Below are 22803 nucleotides of genomic sequence, written 5' to 3' on the forward strand. Positions count from 1 at the left end.
ATTGGCTGAGTTTTTTTGTTTATTTTTCAGTTACTTTTCCATTTACATCACGTTCTACTTGCATGTCTGTGATGGCTAAATAACCTAAGTCTTTGACAATTGTTTTTTGAACATCATCGGTGACCATATAGTCTAAGAAGGCTTTTACTTCTTTATTAGGCTCCCCTTTTGTATACATATGTTCATAAGACCAGATTTTCCATGAATTGTCTTTCACGTGTTCTTCTTTTGGTTCAACACCATCAATGCTTAAGGCAACAGTGGAATCATCCATATAAGAAAAAGCTAAATAGCTGATTGCTCCTGGTGTTTGTTCAACAATTTTACGAACTGTTCCCGAAGAATCTTGTTCTTGTGATTGAACTGGTTTAGCTCCATCTAAGCCCCATTTTTCAAATGTTGCTCGGGTGCCACTTCCGTTTGCGCGGTTTATTACGACGATTTCTTGATCTTTGCCGCCCACTTCTTTCCAGTTTTTGACTTTGCCAGTAAAGACATCAATCAATTGTTGCTTCGTTAAATTCTTCACGCCGACTTCTTTGTTGACCACTGGTCCCATACCGACCACGGCCACCCGATGATCGACTAATTTAGAGGCATCCACGCCATCTTTCTCTTCGGCAAACACATCGGAATTTCCAATGGTCACTGCGCCATCTGCAACTTGCGAAAGTCCTGTTCCGCTGCCGCCACCTTGGACAGAAACTGTATAATTAGGATGTTCTTGTGTAAATTGATCTTTCGCAGCATCTACTAACGGTTGTAAAGCGGTGGAACCAACAGCGACAATTTTAACTGGTTTGTTACTATCCGCTTCGCTGGATTTTTCAGTTGTGCCTCCTTGAGCTCCGCACCCAGTTAATAATAACCCTAGACTCAGCATAGTTGCTGCAATTACACGTTTTTTCATCTTTGCACTTCCTTTTCAATTAGTTACAAGTTTAGTCTACCAAGACTCTGTTAATTCTGTTTCAATTAAATGTAAATAAAAGGTAAAGGTGTGTAAAGAATCTATAAAGGCTAGTGCGTTACGCGTTGTGTCGCCATGTAATGTGCAATTCGTTCCATGGCCGTTGTTAATTTATCCATATCGGACGCATAACTAATTCGGACGTATCCTTCTGCTTCTGGGCCAAAAGAAATACCTGGAATCAACGCTACTGCTTCTTTTTGCGCTAAATCAATACAAAATTTCATAGAATCTTGTTCATAACCAGTAGGAATCTTAGCAAAAATATAAAAGGCCCCATTTGGACGCGCAACCTCAAACCCCAATTGAGTCATCTGTTCATAAACAAAATCGCGCCGTTTCCGATACTCTTCTTTCATAATTTCAGCATCATGCATTCCTTCGATTAGGGCACGAACAGCCGCTTTTTGAGACACAGTTGCAGCCGCAGTAACTAAATACTGATGAACTTTAATGATCTCCGCTGTTAAAATCGCTGGTGCAAAAATAAAGCCAATCCGCCAGCCTGTCATGGCATGTGATTTCGACAAACCGTTAATTAAAATCGTTTGGTCACGTAACATTTCAGCAATCGAAACATGACTCTCATCATAAGTTAACTCACTATAAATTTCATCACTAATCACAAAAATGTCGTATTTTTTTAGAACATCAGCAATTGCTTGCAACTCTTGGCGGTTATAGGTGACACCAGTTGGGTTGCTAGGATAATTTAAAATAATTGCTTTGACTTGTTCCCCATGCTCGGCCATTGCCGCTTCAATCATTTCAGGGGTCAAGACAAAATCGTTGTCTCGTGTATCCAAATATACCGGTTCCGCCCCCGCCAATGTAATAATTGGTTCATACCCTGGGTAAATAGGTGCTGGCAATAGCACTTTGTCACCTTGTTCTAAAATTGCTAATAACGAAGCTGAAATCGCTTCTGTTGCTCCAACTGTTACTAAAATTTCTGTCGCAGGCTGGTAAGTCAAATGGTACTTTTCTTTCATAAAATAAGCGGCTGCTTCACGGACATCTAATAAACCAGACATCCCTGTATAATGAGAAAAATTCGCATCAATTGCTTCTTTGGCTGCTTTTTTGACATGCTCAGGTGTGTTAAAATCCGGCTCTCCTAGCGTTAATTTTAAAATACCTTCAATTCCTGAGACTTGTTCGTCAAATTGACGAATTAAAGAAACAGCAATTTTATTTACTTGACGATTAAAACGATTGGTTAAATCCATTTAGCTTCACTCCTTCAGTTGACGTTATAGTAGCACAAATTGACCGTAAAATGAATGATTTTCTCATTGTTTCGCTAGATTTTTATTATAAATATCTCAAAAAAACGACAGAAAAGAAAATAGGAGAACTTTGTCCTTTTCAACAAAGTTCTCCTATTTATTTATTTTTCGAAACGCCATGTCCGAATTTCAAACGGACGTAATGGTGCATCAACTTCTATCGCTGGTGTCAACGGTTCTTCTAATACATTTGTTAAACAAGTCGCTGGTTGTGTCTCTTTGTGAAGTTCACAAGGAATATTTTGCGCTGTTAGATTAAAGCCACGAACGACTAAATGATTTGTTTGCTCTTGACGTTTAACGGCTGTCCAACCAATTGGTCCTTCTGCCGTTGTCAAGTAGACATGGTTCGGTGCTAGTTTACCTTCATGACGCGCAGTAGTAGCTGCAGTAAAAGGAATTTGTGCACTATAGGCTTGTTGATACGTAGCAAAGCGTTCTTCTGGTTTTCCATGCAATGACAAACCATATTTAAAGGTATATTCTCCTTGGCATTGTGCTTCTGGTGTCGCAAAATAGCCCCAATCACCTAGTTCGCCAACACAACGAATTAATGTGACCGCAATGGTTCCATCTGCTAAGACTTCATACTCATTTAAGCCTTCATTGAAGATAGTCACGCCTTTGTTTTGGTCATGAACATTCACAAACGCTTGTTGGTGCTGCGGGTTTGTTGGATTTTCCCATGTGTCGCTTACTTGATTTGGTCGTGTCACGACTTCATAAATACTATCCGCTTCGTGTGTTTCTGTGACCATGCCAGTTGGGAAAAGCACGCGTAAACGATGATCTTTGATTTGATTATTAATGGTTGTTTCAAAGAACAATTGGTTACTTTCTTTGATCATTGTAACCATTGTCGTTATTTCGAACGGGCGAAGCGTCGTTGAACGTTGTGCAAGGCGTTCTCTAAACTCACGAACAGCCTTTTGTTCTTCTTCTAATCGTTCATCTGCCGCAACTGGTAACATGACGGTTTGTTTAATTTGATAACTTGCTTTTACAGGGGAATTTTCTTTATTCGTGATTTCAGCCGTTACATTTTCGGTTGTAATTCCTTGGTCTTCGGTCGGTTTGAAAAAGATATATTCATTCCCAATGTCGCCAGTATCTTCAAATGTTAACAATTTTGAAAATGTTTCTCCTGTTTTTTTGTCAGCAATGGTTAAGCTACCATTGTTTTCAATTTTCACTTGAATAAATTCGTTTTCCATTTCATTTGTTGCTGGTTGAGCCAAAAGACTTCCTTCAAAAGCTTTCGTTTCTCCTTGAATCAATGCAAAGCTATCCCAAGAGAATGGCGCCATTTCTTTGACAGATAATTCGACCGTTAAGTATTTGGCCATGTACGGTTGACGGAAAGCATCTTTAGGTAAATCGTAACCAAAACGAACATCTTCTTTGACAATACGGCTTGCAACGGCTTTTCCAGTTGGATCAATCACTTGATAATCTGGGGTGGCTTTTTGTTTTAATTCATGATAAAGATCTTCAGGTTTTCCTGTATAAAATGGCAATCGTTCAATCTCCACTTCCACAGTGACAACCTCCGTTTTCTGATAGCCACTAGTATTAAATAAAACAAACGGGTGCGCTTTTTCTGGGAAAACACTTGTATCAATTGCTTCTGTTAATTGTCGTGTTGCTTCATCTGCTAAGAAATGCCCGACATCATTGGCATTTTCAAAGCGAGTCATCATGCCTCGGTGAACCTCGTCGACAGAACAGCCACAAATACTATCGTGCGGATGGTTTTGAAGCAATGTTTTCCAAGCATAATCAAATTGGTCATGTGGGTAGTCGCCAGTTACTTCGTAAGCCATTGCTGCTAAAGGTTCTGCGATATTTTCTAATTGGCGTTGGACTTTTGTGTTCCACTGTTTTAAATAGACGCGAGCAGAAGAAGTATTGGCTAATGTGTACCAGCCATCCGTTTCTTGACTCGTTAATTCACCTGTTACTGTTCCTAAATCTTCTGGTAACTCCTCTTGAACAGCTTTCAAATAGTCATCGAAATTGGAATGAATAAATTCATATTCTGGGAATAGTTCATTGGCTAAAGCGATGGCCTTAGTAATATCTCTTTGTACAGGTTGGTGGTCGACCCCATTCATCATCAATAAATGGTTTGTGGAAGCGTAACGTTCCACATCAGCCAATTTTTGTTTCCAAAAAGCGATTGCCGCTTCTTTTTCTGAAGGAATTTCGTTCCCATTACTATACCAGTTAGCAAAAAGCAAGCCGAAAATTTTCGTTTGATCAGGACCTTCCCACCACATTTCAGAATATTGTGAGCTATAGTCGCTTTCTAAGACTTGGTTATCAAAGCCAATCGGTTTCACCCCGCGTCCAAAGGCAGCCGCAGGCAGATTTGCTAATTGCATCATTTGAGGCGTTTGACCCATATTCCCAAATGTATCCGGGAAGTAACCTAATTGAACTGGTGCTCCCCATTTTTGACTTTCTAAATGCCCAATCAGCATGTTTCGAACATTGGATTCAGAGCTAATTAAAAAGTCATCTTGTAAAATATAAAATGGTCCGATTTTTAGTTTGCCTGCTTGGACAGCTTTTTTCACGGCTTCTTTTTTCTCTGGGCGAACTTGTAAATAGTCGTCTAAGATAATCGTTTGTCCATCTAAATGGAAACTGTTAAACTCTGGATCATTTTCAATTAAATCTAATACATTATCCACTAATTCAATTAAGCGCATATGATGTTCTTCATAAGGCAGATACCATTCACGATCCCAATGACTATGGGAAACAATATAGACTTTTTTCTTTGTCATTACTTTTCCTCCTATTTTTCCACTCGGATGTCAAAATAATCCATAACTAATTCACAAAACATCATATTAGCCCATGAAAACCATTCTCTTGTATAATTTTCAGGATTATCTACGTCAAAACCTTCATGCATCAAATGAGTCCCCGCATCTGTGGCAACTAATAAATCTAAAATTCGTTCTTTTTCTGCTTTATCTTTGGTTGTCATTCCTTCCATTGCTAAAGCAATCGGCCACACGTAATTTTCTGGTGTATGCGAGCTACCAATCCCTTTCGCGTATTTGCCTTCATAGAAGTAAGGATTTTCTTTACTTAATAAGGTTTGACGCGTTGTTAAATATTGTTCATCCTCTGTTGAACAATAACCCAGATAAGGGGCTGCTACTAAATTGGGAACATTACTGTCATCCATCACGCTTGCATTGCCTAAGCCATCCACTTCATACGCGTAAATCGTTTCGTTATTTTGATTTTTTGTTCGTCCAAATGTTTGGATGCCTTCTTCAATCTCTTCTTGTAATTTTTTAGCAATCGCCCCAATCGTAGCATCTTCTAAAACATCAGAGAAAATTTCTTGAATATAGCCTAAAATTACGACTGCAAACATATTAGAAGGAACTAAGTAACCATATTGGCAGGCATCATCACTAGGACGGAAGCCTGACCATGTCATCCCTGTTTTGCCAACTGGTGTTCCTTTCCCTGCTTCAACCAACGTATCTTCTTGACGCCACGTATCTCGTTCAAATAAATAAGGTGACTGTGCGTGATCTTGTTCTGTTGTAAAAACGTTGAGAATTTTTTTGACGCCTTCCACAAAATCTGAATTAAATTGTTCGGTCATCCCAGTATTTTTATAAAGTAAATAGGCTAATTGGACCGGGTAACATAATGAATCAATTTCATATTTCCGTTCCCAAATCCAGCCATTCATTTCTGTCTTATCAGTTTGATGGCCTGCATGATTATCTGTTTCATTAAACGCATTGGCATAAGGATCAATGCAAATATAACGAAACTGGCGTTTAACCAAACCAGCAATCATTTGAGCAAGGTCTTCGTCTTCTTTCGCAATCACTAAATAGGGACGAACTTGTGCTGTTGAGTCTCTCAACCACATTGCTGGAATATCGCCTGTTAATAAAAAGGTAGTACCATCTTCTTGACGTTTCACTGTTGTTAGTAAAGTATTGGCAAAGGCCGCCTGAAAGTTTTTTGCCCAATCTTGATGTGCTTCACCGCATTTTTCTGTAATTGTCTCCATAAATGTTGCTACGGATTTTGGAACTTCTGTATAAACCATTCTCGTCACCTCTTAAATTTGATATATCATTTAACAATTGAATTATAGCGTTTACATTTCACTTTGTCTAGTGATTTCGATCATTTTTTTCATTTTAAAACCAATTAATTTATGGTAAACTATAAATAAGATATATCTTATTGTGAGGTGAAATGAATGAAGCAACCATTATATCAACAAATTATTGATTATTTACAAAATGAAATTGATTCAGGGCGATTGCCTGTTGGAGCGCAAGTGCCTACCGAAAAAGAATTATCGGCTCAGTTTAACGTCAGTAGAATTACGTCCAAACGAGCGCTAACTGAGTTGGAAACGCAAGGCGTAATCCAACGTCACCAAGGAAAAGGAAGTTTTGTTCAAGCACCAAAGCATCCTCTTCATACCTCTTTAAATAAAGTTCTTTTTTTATTGCCTTTTGCAGACGATTTATCAGTAGGAAATTTCTATAGCGGTTTGGCCCCTACTATTCAAGCAGCTGGTTTAGAAGTCTTTATGACCTCGCCTAATTTTTTGAGAGAGAAAAATGCTGCGGACATTGTGAATGAGTTTGCCGGGCTTGTCTATTATGCTGCTACTAGTAATGACTATCTCGACTTACTGTTCGAGTTGGCTTTGATGAATTTTCCAGTCGTTGTCTTGGATAAAAAGATCCATGATTTACCTTTTGCAACCATTCAATCAGACAACTTTGCTGGTGGTAAAACAGCAACCGAACGCTTAATTGGCTTAGGACATACAAAAATTGGATATATCCTTTCAGGAAGTCCAGCCCTACAATCCGTTCGGCAACGTTATTTAGGTTATCTCCAAGCTTTAAAAGAAGCCAATCTGGCGTTTCATACAGCAATCACGGAAACCAATCTCTTAGATGAACACAACTTTAAACAGTATTTTGAGGCGCACCAACTCACAGCCGTGGTCTGCGATAATGACTTCAGCGCGTTACATTGTTTACGAAACTGTAAAAACCTAGGTATTCATGTGCCAGAAGAATTATCGATTATTGGTTTTGACGATATTCAAGCAGCAGCATTTGTCGAACCGCCATTAACAACCATGGCGCAAGACTTTAAAGAAATGGGAAAACTAGCTGGTGAAGTGTTATTACAAACGATGCAACAAGACCTTCAAATCATAGAAGACATTCAAGTGCCTGTCACATTAATTGAAAGAGAAACCATTTCTACTGTTTCAAAATGAGCCAAAAAAGAAGAGCGTGGGACAAAAATCACTTTGGATTTTTGCTCCACGCTCAAAAACTAATAAACGGCGGGAACAGAAGCAAATCCTTCGGAAATAAGCCGAAATTCTCCAAAAATTAAAGAACAATTTTCGGAAATTCCTTCTTATTTCTCGGAGTTAAACACTTCTGTCCCGACCTCTTCTTTTTATTCCTTAGTGCTAAATGTTTTGGTATCTACCTCTTTTTTAAACAACGCTTTTAATTCTTTGATAAAGTAGCGACCAATTGGACTGATTTCCCGATTTTTGGGAAAGAGTAAACAAATACGATTTTCCAAAGCTGGCGCCAATGGCACTAACCGAATTTCTTTCTTCGTAAAACCCGTTACGACTCCTGAACCAGAAGCATAAGCATTGGTTTCTACCAACAAATTCATCAAGGTTCCACGATCCGTAGTATGAATGACCGATTCCTGTTCAGGAATTTCAACTAAATCTTCAGAAAAATAGGAAAAATTGCTTCCTTCTTGATTAAAGCGAACTTGTGGATAGGGAACTAATTCCTCTAAATGAATTTCTTTTTGCTTGGCTAAAGGATGATGATTTCCTAAAAAAATGTGTGTATTAAAAGTACTAATTACCTCGTAGGCTAGATTAGCTTGTTCTAAATACCGTTCAATACTGACACTATTTTGTTCATTTAAATAAATAATCCCCAGCTCACTGTGAAATCCTTTGACATCTTCAATTACTTTTAAGGTCGTGGTTTCAAAGACACGAAAATCTTTATATTGATCCCCATACTTTTTAAGAACTTTGGCAATTACCTCACCTAAAAAATCGTAATGTTGCGAAGAGATGGAGAATCGTTCGCTGGTCACTGTCTCGCGATAGCGATTTTCCAATAACTCCATTTGAACTAAAACTTTCTCTGCTTGTTCTAAAAAAACCATTCCTTCTTCTGTTAAAAAAGCGCCCTTATTGGTACGTAAAAAGAGGGAAATCCCTAGTTCTTCTTCTAATTCTCGAATACTATTTGACAAGCTAGGTTGTGTAATAAATAGTTTTTTGGCTGCTTCCCGAAAACTCCCATTGTTAGCTATGGCAGCAACATACTTCATTTGTTGAATATTCAACCCTTTTTCCTCCACACACTAATCATTTGAAAAATAAATCTTACGCCCATTCAACGGCTGAAGGGGCCGATTGTTAAAGGCCAACATACCTTCCTTAATCTTATTTAAAAAGGCTTGATCCATTTTTTGAATGGTATCAAATACAAACCATTTCACTGGACCCTTAGTTGGCGGTGTTGTTAACGAGCCTACATAATGGTAGTGTAGACGCTCCTCTGGTAAAAAGATTGACGGATTAAACCATTGTTGGTGCGTGCCGTTTTCCCAGTCCATCGGATGATTCGCTTCTGAAAAACGATTTTCTTCCTCTGTGATGGTAAACAGGCAACCGACAACTAAATTTTCGCCAGCATCGTTCATATGAACCAAATGGAATTCTAGCGGATACTGCTTTCCCGATAGCAAATGTTCGCTAGGCATATGAAAATGGATATCGGTTAAATGATACGCAACATTTTCAAACATTACGTAACTTTCCGTATTTGGTGGTACAAAATGAAACGTATTTTTGAATTCTTTTTCAGTGAATTCTTCTTTTTTATAATGAAACGTAATCTGAGAATTTACTGTCTCAGCACTTTCTTTTTCTAAAGCAATTGGCGATTGATAAGCAAACTTAGCACCTTCTGCAAACCAGTCACATAGCGTATGCCAATGTTCTGGTCCATCGTTGCCTGTATAGCTCCATTCAACGTCCATATTTTTTATTTTTTTCATACACTCTTCCTTCATTTCCACATAGTAATCAGGTAAAACTCATGTTAAAACTCTATCCTAACATCTTTTCTACGTCAAACAAAAGAACTTAGATCATTACGCTCCTCGGCAAATGACCTAAGTTCTCCTACCGTTAAATCTGGTTACTGAAAATGACACTAAAAATCAGACGACAAGAACCTTCTTTAGTTCAACGGTTATTTGCCCCAGTTTTCAGGATCTTTTTTCCATTCTTGTAATAAGGTAACATCTTTTTCTTCGATATAATTTGCTTCTAATGCAGCATCAATTAAAGTTGAATAATTGGTTAACGTTAGTAACGTCATCTGTTTATCTGCAAAATTTGCCGTTCCTTTGGGTAACTCATAAGTGAAGATTGCCGCAACGCCTAAAACCGTTGCTCCTTCACGTTCCGCCGCTTCTGCCGCTTCTAACACGCTACCGCCTGTTGAAATTAAATCCTCGATAACTACCATTTTTTGTCCTTCAGAAATTCGGCCTTCAATTTGATTCCCTTTGCCGTGATCTTTGGCTTTACTGCGGATATAAACCATTGGTAATCCTAAAATATCGGCTACCCATGCCGCATGTGGAATCCCTGCGGTAGCTGTCCCAGCAATCACTTCGACTTCTGGGAAAGTCTCTTTAATTTTTGCCGCTAAGCCTTCTGCAATTTCTTTACGCACAGCAGGATAACTCATCGTGATACGGTTATCACAATAAATCGGGCTTTTTATGCCACTTGCCCAGGTAAACGGCTCATTAGGGTTTAAAAATACCGCTTCAATATCTAATAAATCTTTGGCAATCTTTTTTGCTACTTTTGTCATGTTACTTTTCGCTCCAGTCTTTTTTGATTTCTTGATAGGCTTCATAAGGATTTTCTGCTTGGGTAATAGGTCGGCCAACAACGATATATGTGGACCCAATTTCGCGAGCATGTTGCGGCGTAACGACCCGTTGTTGGTCACCTACTGCACTTCCTGCTGGACGAATACCAGGTGTTAAGCAAATAAACGTCTGCTTGGTTGCTTCTTGAATACCACGTGCTTCTAATGCTGAACAAACCACACCATCCAGACCCGCTTTTTCCGCACATTTAGCATAATGAATGACACTTGTCTCTAAAGGAACGTTGATTAATTGATCATGGTGCATCTCTTCTTCACTAGTAGAAGTCAACTGGGTTACAGCAATTAACTCAGGAACCTTAGCGCCTGGCTGAGTCCCTTTGATTAGACCTTCCTTAGCTGCTTGCATCATTCGAACGCCCCCTGCTGCATGGACATTAGTAATGGCAACGCCTAATTTTGCTAAATTTGTCATCGCTTTTTCCACAGTATTCGGAATATCATGTAATTTTAAATCCAAGAAAACATCGTGTCCTTGTTCTTTAAGCCAGCGAACAATCGCTGGTCCTTCTGCGTAAAAAAGTTCCATCCCCACTTTAACAAACAAGGCTTCTTCCTTAGGAAATTTTTCTAAAAAAACAGCCACTTCTTTTTGCGTGGGAAAATCTAACGCAATAATTGGTCTATCGTGCATTTTGCTGCCCCTCTCTCACTTCTTTAATTAATTGTTCCAACGATTCAATACCTAACTCTTCCATTCGCTTAGGTAATCCGTCAATCAACTTCGGACAAATATATGGATCTGTAAAGTTGGCCGTACCAACACCGACAGCGCTAGCACCTGCCATGAACATTTCCAAGACATCATCCACTGTTTGAACACCGCCCATTCCAATAATTGGCAACTGAGAAACACTGGCGACTTGTCGGATTAAGCGAATAGCAACAGGTTTAATGGCTGGGCCAGATAGTCCGCCAGTTTGATTGGCTAAAATAGGTTTTCTCGTTTTTAAATCAATGCGCATCCCTAGCAATGTATTAATCATAGAAAAACCGTCTGCGCCCCCTGCTTCAATTGCTTGGGCGATCGGCACAATGTCCGTTACGTTTGGTGATAGTTTAACATAAATCGGAACAGAGGCGACTTTTTTGACTGCTTGTGTTAATTGAAAAGCAACCTCTGGATCTGTACCAAAAGCTATGCCGCCATGTTTCACATTGGGACAGGAAATATTCAGTTCAATTGCTTTGACGTTAGGCGCTTGCCCAATTTTTGCGCAAACAGCCACATAGTCCTCTTCGCAAGCACCTGCAACATTTGCGATAATCGGTAAGTTAGGGTATTTTTCTAATTTCGGTAATTTTTCTTGCATAACCACTTCTAAACCTGGATTCTGCAATCCAATGGCATTTAGCATACCACTAGGTGTTTCAGCTACACGTGGCGTGGGATTTCCATATCGTGCTTGGGGCGTTGTTGCCTTAATCATAATTGAACCTAATTGATCAAGGTCATAATAGTTAGCATATTCTTCCCCGAACCCAAAGCAACCACTGGCGGGAATAATTGGATTTTTTAATGTTAAACCTGGAATTGAAACGGCTAAAGGATTTTTCATCATAAGATAACCTCACTTGCTTTAAAAATCGGACCTTCATCACAGACCTTGACACTTTTTGCTCCAGTAGTGTCTCCTTTTTTATGGCAAACGCAGGCATAGCAAGCCCCAATTCCACAGGCCATCCGTTCTTCTAAAGAAAGGTAAACGTGTGGATGTGTTGGAAATAAAGAATCAATTGCTTTTAACATACCATTCGCACCACAAGCATACACTGCATCAGGGATCCGTCCTTTTGCTAACGCTTCTGACAATAAACGGCCCACGTTGCCATGAGCGCCAAACGAGCCGTCATCTGTGGCAAAATGTGTTTCTCCTAATGCCATAAATTCTTGTTGGTAATAAGCAACCTCTTTTGATGCATAACCAAGAAAATGAATCACTTTCACGCCTTTTTCATTGAGTTGTTTTGATAATTCATACAATGGGGGAATCCCGATTCCTCCGCCAACGATAAAAGCAGTTTGACCAGCTGCTACGGTAGTTATATCAAAGCCGTTTCCTAAAGGACCTAAAATATCTAATTGTTCACCAGCCTTCATGGTGGCAAACACTTCCGTTCCAGCGCCTTCGACTCGATAAATCAAACGACAGGTTTCGTTCGAATGATCAATTTGGTTGATGCTAATCGGTCGCCGCAAAAGTAAATCTGCACGCGGAACCTTGATATGCACAAACTGTCCAGGTCGTGTCATCTCTTTCACTAACTCGCCTTGTAAGTCTAACTGATAAATCCGTGGCGCTAACTGTTTTTGAGCTACAATGGTCATCATTTCTTGCTTTCTCTGCATCAGTATCCTTCACTCCTTTATTCTCTGATTCCCCTATAAATGATTTTCTATTTCTTCGTAAAAGAATCTGGAACAGTCCTCCTCAGACGATTGTTCCAGATTTTTGCTTAAATGGTTTCTGTCGTAAAGGCTCTTGATTCTAAAACTTTTAAAATCGCATTTGCTGTGTCAAGTGAGGTAAACAATGGAATCCCATGTTCGACTGCTTCCCGACGGATTGAAAATCCATCTTGGTTGGCACTGGAACGATTTTTATCCATGGTATTGATTACCACTTGCGCATTCCCATTGCGAATGACATCCAGCACGGTTTCCCCTTCAGGATTAGAAATTTTCGTCACTTTCTTAACAGGCAACTGATGCTTCGCTAAAAAGTCAGCGGTTCCTTCCGTTGCGACTAAACTATAGCCAATTGCTGAAAAACGCTTAGCAATTTCTAACGCCTCTTCTTTTGTTTCATCAGCAATGGTGAAAAGTACAGCCCCATAACTTGGCAAATGCAAGCCAGATGCTTCAAAGGCTTTATACAAGGCTTTTTCTAAATAATAATCACTACCCATAACTTCCCCAGTTGATTTCATTTCAGGCCCTAAGTACGTATCTACTTTTTGTAGTTTCGTAAAGGAGAATACAGGGGCTTTCACATGAACTTGTTTACTTTCAGGATATAATCCATCTTGATATCCTAGGTCAGTCAGTTTCTCACCAAGAATCGCTTTTGTAGCAACTTGGGCCATCGGAATCCCTGTGATTTTACTTAAGAAAGGAACTGTTCGACTCGCACGAGGATTCACTTCAATCACATAAACACGATTTTCATGAATAACAAATTGAATATTCATCATACCTACACAGTTTAAACCAAGTGCCAGTTTTTTTGTATAATCGGCAATTGTTGCTTGAATTTCTTGAGAAAGATACTGCGGTGGATAAACCGCCATTGAATCACCAGAATGCACGCCAGCTCGTTCAATATGTTCCATAATCCCTGGAATTAGTACTGTTTCACCATCACAAATGGCATCAACTTCACATTCTTGTCCCAATAAATAGCTATCAACCAAGACAGGATGTTCTGGAGAAGCTTTGACTGCATGTCGCATATAATCTTCCAAATCCTTTTGATTTTCGACAATTTCCATTGCACGACCACCTAAAACATAACTTGGACGAACTAAAACGGGATAGCCGATACGATCAGCAATCACGACTGCTTCTTCTGCACTTGTGGCCGTATCTCCTGGTGGTTGAGGAATCGCTAACTCTTGCAAAGCTTGTTCAAATAAATCACGATTTTCCGCACGATCTAAATCTTCAATCGTTGTTCCAAGAATTTTAACGCCTTGTTTTGTGAGCGGCTCAGCTAAATTAATCGCTGTTTGTCCACCAAATTGGACGATCACGCCAATCGGATTTTCTAAATCAATCACATTCATGACGTCTTCTAAAGTTAATGGCTCAAAGTATAATTTATCAGAAACAGAGAAATCTGTTGAAACTGTTTCAGGATTACTATTCATAATAATTGCTTCATAACCAGCCGCTTGGATCGCTTTGACAGAATGAACCGTTGCATAATCAAACTCGACCCCTTGACCAATGCGAATGGGACCAGAACCTAATACTAGTACAGAAGGCTTTTTCGAAACATTGCTTTCGTTTTCCACTTCATACGTGCTATAAAAATAAGGCGTGTGTGATTCAAACTCTGCAGCACACGTATCCACCATTTTATAGACGGGCACAATTTGATTGGCTCTGCGGAAGTCAGCGATGGCTTGTTCTGTTTGTCCCCAAAGTGCTGCGATTTTCCGATCAGAAAAACCATTTTGTTTGGCTTCTTTCAAAACAGCTACGTTGTCCACGTGACTTTCAAGGGCTGTTTCAATTTCGATAATGTGTAAAAGTTTATCCAAGAAGAATAAATCAATTTTCGTTAAACTTTGTAATTCTTCGATGCTATATCCTCTGCGAATGGCTTCTGATAAGTAGAACAATCGATCATCTTGCGCATGGACCATTTTCTTCGTTAATTCCAAATCACTGACATGACTTAGTTCTGCTAACTCGTTGTGATAAGCACCAATTTCTAAAGAACGAACTGCTTTTAATAAGGATTCTTCAATATTGCGGCCAATTGCCATGACTTCCCCGGTTGCTTTCATTTGCGTTCCTAGTTCTCGAGCACCTTTTTCAAATTTGTCAAAAGGCCATCGAGGAATTTTGGAAACAACATAGTCCAAAGCTGGTTCAAATTCGGCATAAGTGGTTCCAGTAACTGGATTTTTCATTTCATCTAATGTTAAACCAACAGCAATTTTTGCAGCTAACTTCGCAATGGGATACCCTGTGGCTTTACTAGCAAGTGCAGATGAGCGAGAAACACGAGGATTCACTTCAATCACATAATAATTAAAGCTATGCGGGTCCAAAGCTAATTGAACATTACAGCCACCTTCAATTTTTAATGCACGAATAATTTTCAAAGACGCATCTCGCAACATTTGGTATTCATAATCTGATAAGGTTTGACTCGGAGCAAAAACAATCGAATCCCCAGTGTGAATGCCGACAGGATCAAAGTTTTCCATGTTACAAACCACAATCGCATTATCAGCCGAATCACGCATCACTTCATATTCAATTTCTTTAAAACCAGCAATACTTTTTTCAATTAAACATTGTGTAACTGGTGATAATTTCAGACCGTTTTCAGCAATTTGGCGGAGTTCTTCTTCCGTATCACACATGCCGCCGCCTGTTCCACCTAAAGTAAATGCGGGACGAACGATAATTGGATAGCCAATTCGTTTGGCAAAAGCCACGGCTTGTTCCACCGTATTGACAATTTCACTTTCTGGAATCGGTTGTTCTAATTCTTCCATCAATTGTTTAAATAAATCACGGTCTTCCGCTTGGTCAATCGCACTGAGCTTTGTTCCTAGCAATTCTACATTTAGCTCATCTAAAATTCCTGATTCCGATAATTCCATCGCCATATTTAATCCAGTTTGACCACCTAATGTTGGTAGAAGAGCATCAGGACGTTCTTTTCGCAAAATTCTTGAAACAAATTCTAAAGTAATCGGTTCGATATAAACATGATCCGCGATTTCCTTATCGGTCATGATAGTCGCTGGATTTGAGTTTACTAAGACAACTTCATACCCTTCTTCTTTTAGCGCTAAACAGGCTTGTGTGCCTGCATAGTCAAATTCTGCTGCTTGTCCAATAATGATTGGTCCTGAACCAATCACCATGATTTTCTTGATGTCCGTTCGTTTTGGCATTAGTTTTGCTCCTTCCATGCATCCATTAATTCCATAAATTCGTCAAATAAATGAAGACCATCGTGCGGTCCTGGAGCCGCATCTGGGTGATATTGCACAGTAAAAGCAGGATAATCTCGATGACGCACGCCTTCAACCGTTCCATCATTGACTTCCACGTGGGTCACAAGTAATTTTTCTGGATCAATTGTTGCTTCATCTACGGCATATCCGTGGTTTTGTGAAGTGAAATCAATGCGTCCTGTTGCAATTTCTCGTACAGGATGATTCAAACCGCGATGTCCAAACTTCATCTTATACGTATCCGCACCATTCGCTAATGAAAATAACTGATGACCTAAGCAGATGCCGAAAATCGGAACTTTTCCTTGGATTGCTTGAATCATTTCAATAGCTTCAGGCACATCTTTGGGATCTCCAGGCCCATTTGTCAACATGACACCATCGGGACTTAATTCTAAAATCTCTTCGGCCGTTGTATTATAAGGCAACACGGTTAAGTTGCATTGCCGTTTTGATAATTCTCGCAAAATACTATGTTTCAACCCAAAATCAACGACGACCACATTACGCCCAATACCTGGACTCGGATAAGGCTTAGTGGTGGAGACTTGTGCCACTTGATTTTTCGGCATGACTGTCGCTTTTAATTGATCAAACGCATGCGGCAAATCATCCACGGCATCAATGATGCTCCCTTTCATTGTTCCAGCTGATCGTAACTTACGAGTCAGCGCACGCGTATCAATTCCTGAAATTCCCGGAATCCCTTTGCGCTTTAAAAATTCATCCAAGGTCATTTGTTGACGCCAATTTGAAGCAACCCGCGCATGCTCTTTAACAATGACACCTTTACAGGTTGGTGCAATGGATTCATAATCATCTCGGTTGACCCCGTAATTCCCAACTAATGGATACGTAAAAGTAATCATTTGTCCATTAAAACTTTGGTCAGTAATTGCTTCTTGGTAACCTGTCATGCCAGTAGTAAAAACAACTTCTCCTACTACATTGCCTTCTGCACCAAACGCTTTTCCTTCAAATACTGTTCCGTCTTCTAAAATCAATAACCTTTTCAAACCTACTGCGCCTCCTCCGACCAAGCTAATGCTCCGTCAACAAATGTCATAAGTGTCTTTCCTTTGACTGTCCACCCTGTAAATGGTGTATTGACAGCCATTGATTCAAATGCTTCTGCATCAATTGGTGCAGCTGTTGCTAAGTCAAAAACTGCAATATCTGCTGGTGCACCAATTGTTAGTGTTCCTGCGTTTAATCCAAAAATTTCTGCCGGTTTCACTGCCATCCAATCAATCACTTGTTCTAATGTGAAAATGCCTGTTTCGACAAAGTTCGTATAAATCAATTGGAAGGCCGTTTCACTACCGACAATACCAAAAGGTGCGTTTAAAAATGATTGTTGTTTTTCTTCTAAACCATGGGGCGCATGGTCGGTAGCAATACAGTCAATCGTGCCATCTAACAAGCCGTCAATCAATGCTTGTCGATCTGCTAAACCACGTAATGGCGGGTTCATTTTCCAAAACCCTTCGTCACCAGGAATATCCTCATCGACTAAAATTAAATGGTGTGGCGAAACTTCGGCTGTTACGTGAATCCCTGCTTTTTTAGCATCTCGAATAACGCGCACGCTTTCTTCTGTTGAAACATGACAAACATGATAATGAACGCCTGTTTCTTTCGCTAAAGTAATATCCCGAGCAATTTGTGAAGCTTCCGTTGCACTTAAAATCCCTGGTAGGCCTAATTTCTTAGAAACTTCTCCTTCATGCATCACACCACCAAATAATAAAGATTCATCTTCCGTGTGCGCAACAAGTGCCATATTTAATGCAGCCGCTTCTTTCATGGCTAAGTACATCGTTCCTGCCGTTTGGACACCAACACCATCATTCGTAAATGCAAAGGCGCCCGCTTCTTTTAAGGCCTTCTGATTGGTTAAAACTTCACTCCGTAGCTCTTCTGTAATGGGGGCATATTGTAAAACTTTCACGACTGCATCTTTTTGAATTAAGTCGTAAACCTCACTTAATTTTTCAGCCGTATCTGGTACTGGATTCAAATTGGGCATTGCGCAAACCGTAGTAAAACCACCGCGAGCAGCAGCTTTACTACCCGTTTTAATCGTTTCTTTATACGTAAAGCCTGGTTCTCTAAAGTGAACATGCACATCCACCAAGCCTGGCGTGATTAGTTGCCCGTTCGCATCAAACACTTGCTCAAAATCTGCTTCGTCAAACGATTCCCCGATTGCGTGAATCACACCATTTTCTAGCCAAAGTGCTGCCTCAATCAATTGATTCTCTTTTTTGATGATTTTTCCATTCTTAATTAACGTCTTCATTTCTCCACCTAGGCCTTTCCATGTAAAATTGCTTCCAAAATTGCCATGCGCATAAAGACTCCGTTACTCATTTGCGCGACGATTCTTGATTGCAGACTTTCCACTAATTCATCTGCCAGTTCAACATCCCGATTGACTGGCGCTGGATGCATAATAATTGCGTGTTTCTGTAAACGAGTTGCCCGTTCGTTGGTTAAACCATATTCCAAATGATAGCCTTCTTTTGAAAAACTTTCCTTACCATCATGACGTTCGTGCTGCACGCGAAGCAACATCATCACATCGACTTTTTCAACAATTTCATCTAGCGGCACATATTGTCCATAGACATCAAACTGATGATCGTACCACTCTTCTGGACCTGAAAAATAAATTTCAGCGCCTAAACGGTTTAATAACTGCATATTTGATTTAGCAACGCGAGAATGTGTAATATCTCCCACAATCGCCACTTTCAAGCCTTCAAATCCACCAAATTCTTCATAAATAGTCATCAGATCCAATAAACATTGTGTAGGGTGTTGTCCACTCCCGTCCCCACCGTTAATAATAGAACATTGAATCGTTTTACTTTGAATCAATTCATCGTAATAATTTTCTTTACCATGACGAATGACTGCTACATCTACACCAATTGCCGACATCGTTAGTACTGTGTCGTATAACGTTTCTCCTTTTTGAACAGAACTTCTACTTGCTTCAAACTCAATCACTTCTAAGCCTAATTTTTTCTCAGCTACCTCAAAACTTTTATGTGTTCGAGTACTATTTTCAAAAAACAAGTTTGTTGCAAAATATTGACGTTCTTCTGGGTGCCATTTTGCCCCCTGTTTAAATTCTCCTGCGCGACGGATTAACCCCATGACTTCACGGTCGGTTAAAGCCTCAGCAGTTAAAAGATGTTTTAAACTAATTCGTTCAGATGTAATAATCATTCGTCCAGTCCTCCTACTGTTCTTCGCTACGTGCGTTTTCCGGTAAAATTAAATTCAAAACAATTCCTAAGACAGTTGCTAATGCCATTGAAGACAATTCAAAAGTTCCTACTTTGAAGACTAAGCCACCAATGCCGATGACTAAAATTACTGAAGCAATCAATAAATTCTTTTTCTTATCAAAATTAATCTTATTATCGATTAAGATTTTCAAACCACTTGCGGCAATCACACCGAACAAGACGAAACTAATTCCTGAAATAACTGGTCCTGGGATACTTAGAATCAAGGCACTTAATTTTCCAACAAAGCCTAAAGCTACAGCGAACACCGCGGCTCCACCAATCACGAAGACACTGTGTACTCTTGTAATTGCTAGCACGCCGATATTTTCACCATAACTTGTAACTGGTGGTCCACCAACAAAACCTGCTACAATTTGCGCTAAGCCATCTCCCATTAAAGTTTTAGATAAGCCTGGGTCTTGGAAAAAGTTGCGCTTGGTTAATTTATTCAAGACCATTAAATGACCAATATGTTCTGTCATTGTTACAAAAGCAATTGGTGCCATTGTTGTAATGGCATTTAAATACAATTTCGGTTCATATTGAACAAAAGGTACTTCAAAATTCGGTAAAGCAAACCACGCAGCTTCTTTAATAGGGGTTAAATCAATAATTCCGAAAGCTAAAGCGACTAGGTACCCACTGACAATTCCCAAAAGAATTGGAATTAATCCTAGGAAGCCTTTGAAAAACATGTTGTAAAAAATGGTTAAGCCTAAAGTAATTAAGGCTACGGCAATATATTTAAAATCATAAACGTTGTTGTTATACATTGCGTTATTTGCGGCATTAGCCGCCAAGCCTAAACCGATAACCATCACGACAGGTCCTACAACGATAGGCGGTAAAATTTTATCCAACCAGTCGGAACCAATTTTTTTAATGATTAATGAAACGATTAGGTATACCAAGCCGGTTGTCATAGCACCTTGGGCAATGGCTGGATAACCATCACTCTTCATTAACATCTGCATCGCTGCAATAAAAGCAAAGCTACTGCCAAGATAAGCGGGGATTTTTCCTTTTGTAGTAATCAGATAGACCATTGTTCCTAATCCTGAACTGACTAAAGCAATCCCTGGGTCAATTCCCACTAAGATTGGTACTAAAACCGTTGCACCAAACATCGTAAATAAATGTTGTAAACTTAGGCCAACCCAGTGAAAAGCTTGCGGTCTGTCTTTAATATCTAAGACTGCATCCTCATTTCGAAATTCTTTTTCTGACAACGTTGTTCACTCCTTTTTATTCGTTTCCTTTACTGATCATAATACGATCTGCGCCGTCACGCTCTTCCATTTCCACAATAATTTCCTCAGTTTTTGATGTTGGAATATTTTTTCCTACATAATCGGCACGAATCGGTAGTTCCCGATGTCCACGATCTACTAAGACTGCTAAAGAGATTTTTCTCGGACGACCTAAATCCATAACAGCGTCCATCGCAGCACGAATGGTCCGGCCCGTGTACAAGACATCATCCACTAAAATAACTTCTTTACCTTCAATTGAGACTGGTACGTCAGAAGAATGTAATTCAGGTTCCTCCATATCTTTCACATCATCACGATACAAAGTAATATCTAATTCACCAACTGGCACGTCAATATCTTCTAATTGTTTTAAGCGTTCGGCTAGACGTTGTGCAATGTATATCCCACGCGTTTTAATTCCTACTAAAACAATGTCTTGAATTCCTTTGTTTCTTTCAATAATTTCATACGAGATTCGAGTAAGCGCTCGTTTCATTGTGACTGCGTCAACAACTTCTTTCTTTGGCATAATAATTTCCTCCTCATTTCTTTTTTATCTACGTCCTCGCTGTCTTGGGGTCAGCGATTCTTCCTTCAATTGAGCAGCTGAAAAATAAGTGGGTTTTTATTGAAATTGTCCTGTTATTTTTTCCAACAAAAAATCCTCCTACCCGTATGAGGATAGGAGGATGTTGGTTACAGTTTAAAAAGGTACAAGGGTACCATGTAGCCCACACAACTTACTAACTAAGCGCACCTAGTGTTCTTTTGCATGATTCCTTCTTAGCCTCACGGGACTAAACTTAAAGGTTACAGTTATTTAGTTATTTTTCTTCTTAAAAAAGAGTTTACCTCTTCTTCAGAAAAAAATCAATGATTATTTCTTAATTGGTGTAAAGTTTTTTCAAAAACTTCTGGTAAAGGTGCTTCAAAGACTAATTGTTCACCTGTAGTAGGATGTGTAAAGCCTAATAACTTCGCATGTAAAAATTGTCCATTGCCAGGCAATGTTTTTTTCGGTCCATATAACGGATCTCCAGCTAATGGATAACCGATATATTTCATGTGAACACGGATTTGATGTGTCCGGCCTGTTTCTAGTTGTAATTCAACTAAGGTAAATGCATCAAAACGCTCTAAAACAGTAAAATGCGTGACTGCTTCTTTACCGCCTTCAATGACCGCTTGCATTTTGCGGTCAACCTTGGAACGACCAATAGGCGCATTTATCTCTCCCTTATCGTGAGGAATAACACCGTGGACCAAGGCAACGTATTTACGTAACGATGTTTTTTCTTTTAGCTGTTTCGCTAATGATTCATGGGCTTGATCATTTTTAGCCACCATCAATAGCCCCGAAGTATCTTTATCAATTCGATGAACAATTCCCGGTCGCACCACATCATTAATCGCCGATAAGTGATCCGCATGATGAAGTAACGCGTTCACTAATGTACCCTTGGGATGCCCTGCCGAAGGATGAACGACCATGCCTTGAGGTTTGTTGACAACAATCACATCATTGTCTTCATAAACAATGGTCAAAGGAATATCCTCTGCTACCATATCTAGAACTTCTGGTTCAGGAATTGTTACAACAATTTCATCGCCTGCTGTAACTTTGTAATTTGCGCGGACCGTTTCACCATTAACTGTTACGTGTTTTTCTTTTAACCATTGTTGAATTTGCGAGCGGGAATGATTGGGTAAATGTTCACTTAATACTTTATCAATCCGGCCTTTTTCTGTTTGAATCGTTACGTTAATTTGTTCCATTTTTGCCTTCCTTTGCTGCTTTTTCATCTAAAATCAAATAAATAAATATACAAATAACGCCGACCACTAACGTACTATCTGCAACATTAAAAATAGGAAAATTCATAAAATCCGTTTGGAGCATGTCCACTACGTAGCCTAAACGTACACGATCAATAAAATTCCCAATGGCACCTGCTAAGACAAAAGATAAACCTACAGAATACCAGATACTTTTTTTATAATTCTTAATTAATAAATAAATAATCACGACACTAACAATTACTGTGATGACATAAAAGAATATCATCTTTCCTTCTAATAAGCTCCAAGCAGCTCCGGTATTTCTTAAATGGGTCAGCGACAAAAATCCAGGAATGAATTCTTTTGTTTCACCCAAAGAAATGTTTTGGACCGTCAAATATTTGCTCCATTGGTCAAGCCCTACTAATAAGGCACTGATTAAAAAATATACTACTAACAATCGCG

The 22803-nt window shown here is 39.4% G+C and carries 19 protein-coding genes; 1 reads left to right on the forward strand and 18 read right to left on the reverse strand.

All coding sequences use genetic code 11. The annotated features are described in order from the left end of the window. Window positions 1–19: 19 nt before the first annotated feature. The 4 genes from KQI94_RS00490 to KQI94_RS00505 form a co-directional block, all read right to left on the reverse strand. Entirely contained in the window at window positions 20–910 is an 891-nt protein-coding gene (locus KQI94_RS00490; RefSeq protein WP_002357425.1) for a phosphate ABC transporter substrate-binding protein PstS family protein, read from the reverse strand. A 110-nt stretch (window positions 911–1020) separates the two neighbouring features. Next, window positions 1021–2199, reverse strand: coding sequence for a pyridoxal phosphate-dependent aminotransferase (locus KQI94_RS00495; RefSeq protein WP_002365726.1), 1179 nt, complete (start codon window positions 2197–2199; stop codon window positions 1021–1023). Between the two features lie 161 nt (window positions 2200–2360). Further along, entirely contained in the window at window positions 2361–5051 is a 2691-nt protein-coding gene (locus KQI94_RS00500; protein WP_002369316.1) for an alpha-mannosidase, read from the reverse strand. 11 nt (window positions 5052–5062) lie between these two features. Then, on the reverse strand, window positions 5063–6352 hold the full coding sequence (locus tag KQI94_RS00505) for a glycoside hydrolase family 125 protein (protein ID WP_002369315.1): 1290 nt from the start codon (window positions 6350–6352) through the stop codon (window positions 5063–5065). Window positions 6353–6508: 156 nt separating this feature from the next. Between KQI94_RS00505 and KQI94_RS00510 the strand changes: the two genes are divergently transcribed. Continuing rightward, complete coding sequence (locus KQI94_RS00510; protein ID WP_002374726.1) at window positions 6509–7555, forward strand: GntR family transcriptional regulator; 1047 nt, start codon at window positions 6509–6511, stop codon at window positions 7553–7555. Between the two features lie 188 nt (window positions 7556–7743). Here the strand turns inward: KQI94_RS00510 and KQI94_RS00515 are convergent, their stop codons facing one another. From KQI94_RS00515 to lspA, 14 genes are all read right to left on the reverse strand, one after another. Then, window positions 7744–8673 carry a LysR family transcriptional regulator gene (locus KQI94_RS00515; protein ID WP_002361904.1) on the reverse strand — a complete coding sequence of 310 codons (930 nt, stop codon included), beginning with the start codon at window positions 8671–8673 and terminating at the stop codon, window positions 7744–7746. Window positions 8674–8691: 18 nt separating this feature from the next. Beyond that, entirely contained in the window at window positions 8692–9390 is a 699-nt protein-coding gene (locus KQI94_RS00520) for a carbonic anhydrase family protein (RefSeq protein WP_002381850.1), read from the reverse strand. 197 nt (window positions 9391–9587) lie between these two features. After that, on the reverse strand, window positions 9588–10220 hold the full coding sequence (pyrE, locus tag KQI94_RS00525; protein WP_002357418.1) for an orotate phosphoribosyltransferase: 633 nt from the start codon (window positions 10218–10220) through the stop codon (window positions 9588–9590). A 1-nt stretch (window position 10221) separates the two neighbouring features. Next, complete coding sequence (pyrF, locus tag KQI94_RS00530) at window positions 10222–10935, reverse strand: orotidine-5'-phosphate decarboxylase (RefSeq protein WP_002369313.1); 714 nt, start codon at window positions 10933–10935, stop codon at window positions 10222–10224. Then, window positions 10925–11863 carry a dihydroorotate dehydrogenase gene (locus KQI94_RS00535; RefSeq protein ID WP_002369312.1) on the reverse strand — a complete coding sequence of 313 codons (939 nt, stop codon included), beginning with the start codon at window positions 11861–11863 and terminating at the stop codon, window positions 10925–10927. Before KQI94_RS00535 ends, pyrF begins: the two co-directional genes overlap by 11 nt. Then, window positions 11860–12651, reverse strand: coding sequence for a dihydroorotate dehydrogenase electron transfer subunit (locus KQI94_RS00540; protein WP_002365731.1), 792 nt, complete (start codon window positions 12649–12651; stop codon window positions 11860–11862). The genes KQI94_RS00535 and KQI94_RS00540 overlap by 4 nt, the downstream gene beginning before the upstream one ends. Window positions 12652–12758: 107 nt before the next feature. Beyond that, a complete protein-coding gene (gene carB / locus KQI94_RS00545) occupies window positions 12759–15941 on the reverse strand; it encodes a carbamoyl-phosphate synthase large subunit (RefSeq protein ID WP_002369310.1) in 3183 nt (1060 codons plus the stop codon). Then, a complete protein-coding gene (locus tag KQI94_RS00550) occupies window positions 15941–17020 on the reverse strand; it encodes a carbamoyl phosphate synthase small subunit (RefSeq protein ID WP_002360175.1) in 1080 nt (359 codons plus the stop codon). Before KQI94_RS00550 ends, carB begins: the two co-directional genes overlap by 1 nt. A gap of 2 nt (window positions 17021–17022) precedes the next feature. Further along, on the reverse strand, window positions 17023–18306 hold the full coding sequence (locus tag KQI94_RS00555) for a dihydroorotase (RefSeq protein WP_002357412.1): 1284 nt from the start codon (window positions 18304–18306) through the stop codon (window positions 17023–17025). An 8-nt stretch (window positions 18307–18314) separates the two neighbouring features. Beyond that, window positions 18315–19241: an aspartate carbamoyltransferase catalytic subunit gene (locus tag KQI94_RS00560; RefSeq protein WP_002357411.1), complete on the reverse strand. Its 927-nt coding sequence runs from the start codon at window positions 19239–19241 to the stop codon at window positions 18315–18317. A 13-nt stretch (window positions 19242–19254) separates the two neighbouring features. Further along, on the reverse strand, window positions 19255–20535 hold the full coding sequence (locus KQI94_RS00565; RefSeq protein ID WP_002357410.1) for a solute carrier family 23 protein: 1281 nt from the start codon (window positions 20533–20535) through the stop codon (window positions 19255–19257). A gap of 16 nt (window positions 20536–20551) precedes the next feature. Then, window positions 20552–21088 (reverse strand): bifunctional pyr operon transcriptional regulator/uracil phosphoribosyltransferase PyrR, encoded by a 537-nt coding sequence (gene pyrR, locus KQI94_RS00570; protein ID WP_002357409.1) that lies wholly within the window; start codon window positions 21086–21088, stop codon window positions 20552–20554. A gap of 341 nt (window positions 21089–21429) precedes the next feature. Continuing rightward, on the reverse strand, window positions 21430–22335 hold the full coding sequence (locus tag KQI94_RS00575) for an RluA family pseudouridine synthase (protein WP_002357408.1): 906 nt from the start codon (window positions 22333–22335) through the stop codon (window positions 21430–21432). Then, entirely contained in the window at window positions 22322–22798 is a 477-nt protein-coding gene (gene lspA, locus KQI94_RS00580) for a signal peptidase II (RefSeq protein WP_002360174.1), read from the reverse strand. The genes KQI94_RS00575 and lspA overlap by 14 nt, the downstream gene beginning before the upstream one ends. Between the last annotated feature and the right edge of the window lie 5 nt (window positions 22799–22803).

The sequence above is a fragment of the Enterococcus sp. S183_ASV_20 genome (assembly GCF_018919685.1).
GTDB classification, from domain to species: Bacteria; Bacillota; Bacilli; order Lactobacillales; family Enterococcaceae; genus Enterococcus; species Enterococcus faecalis.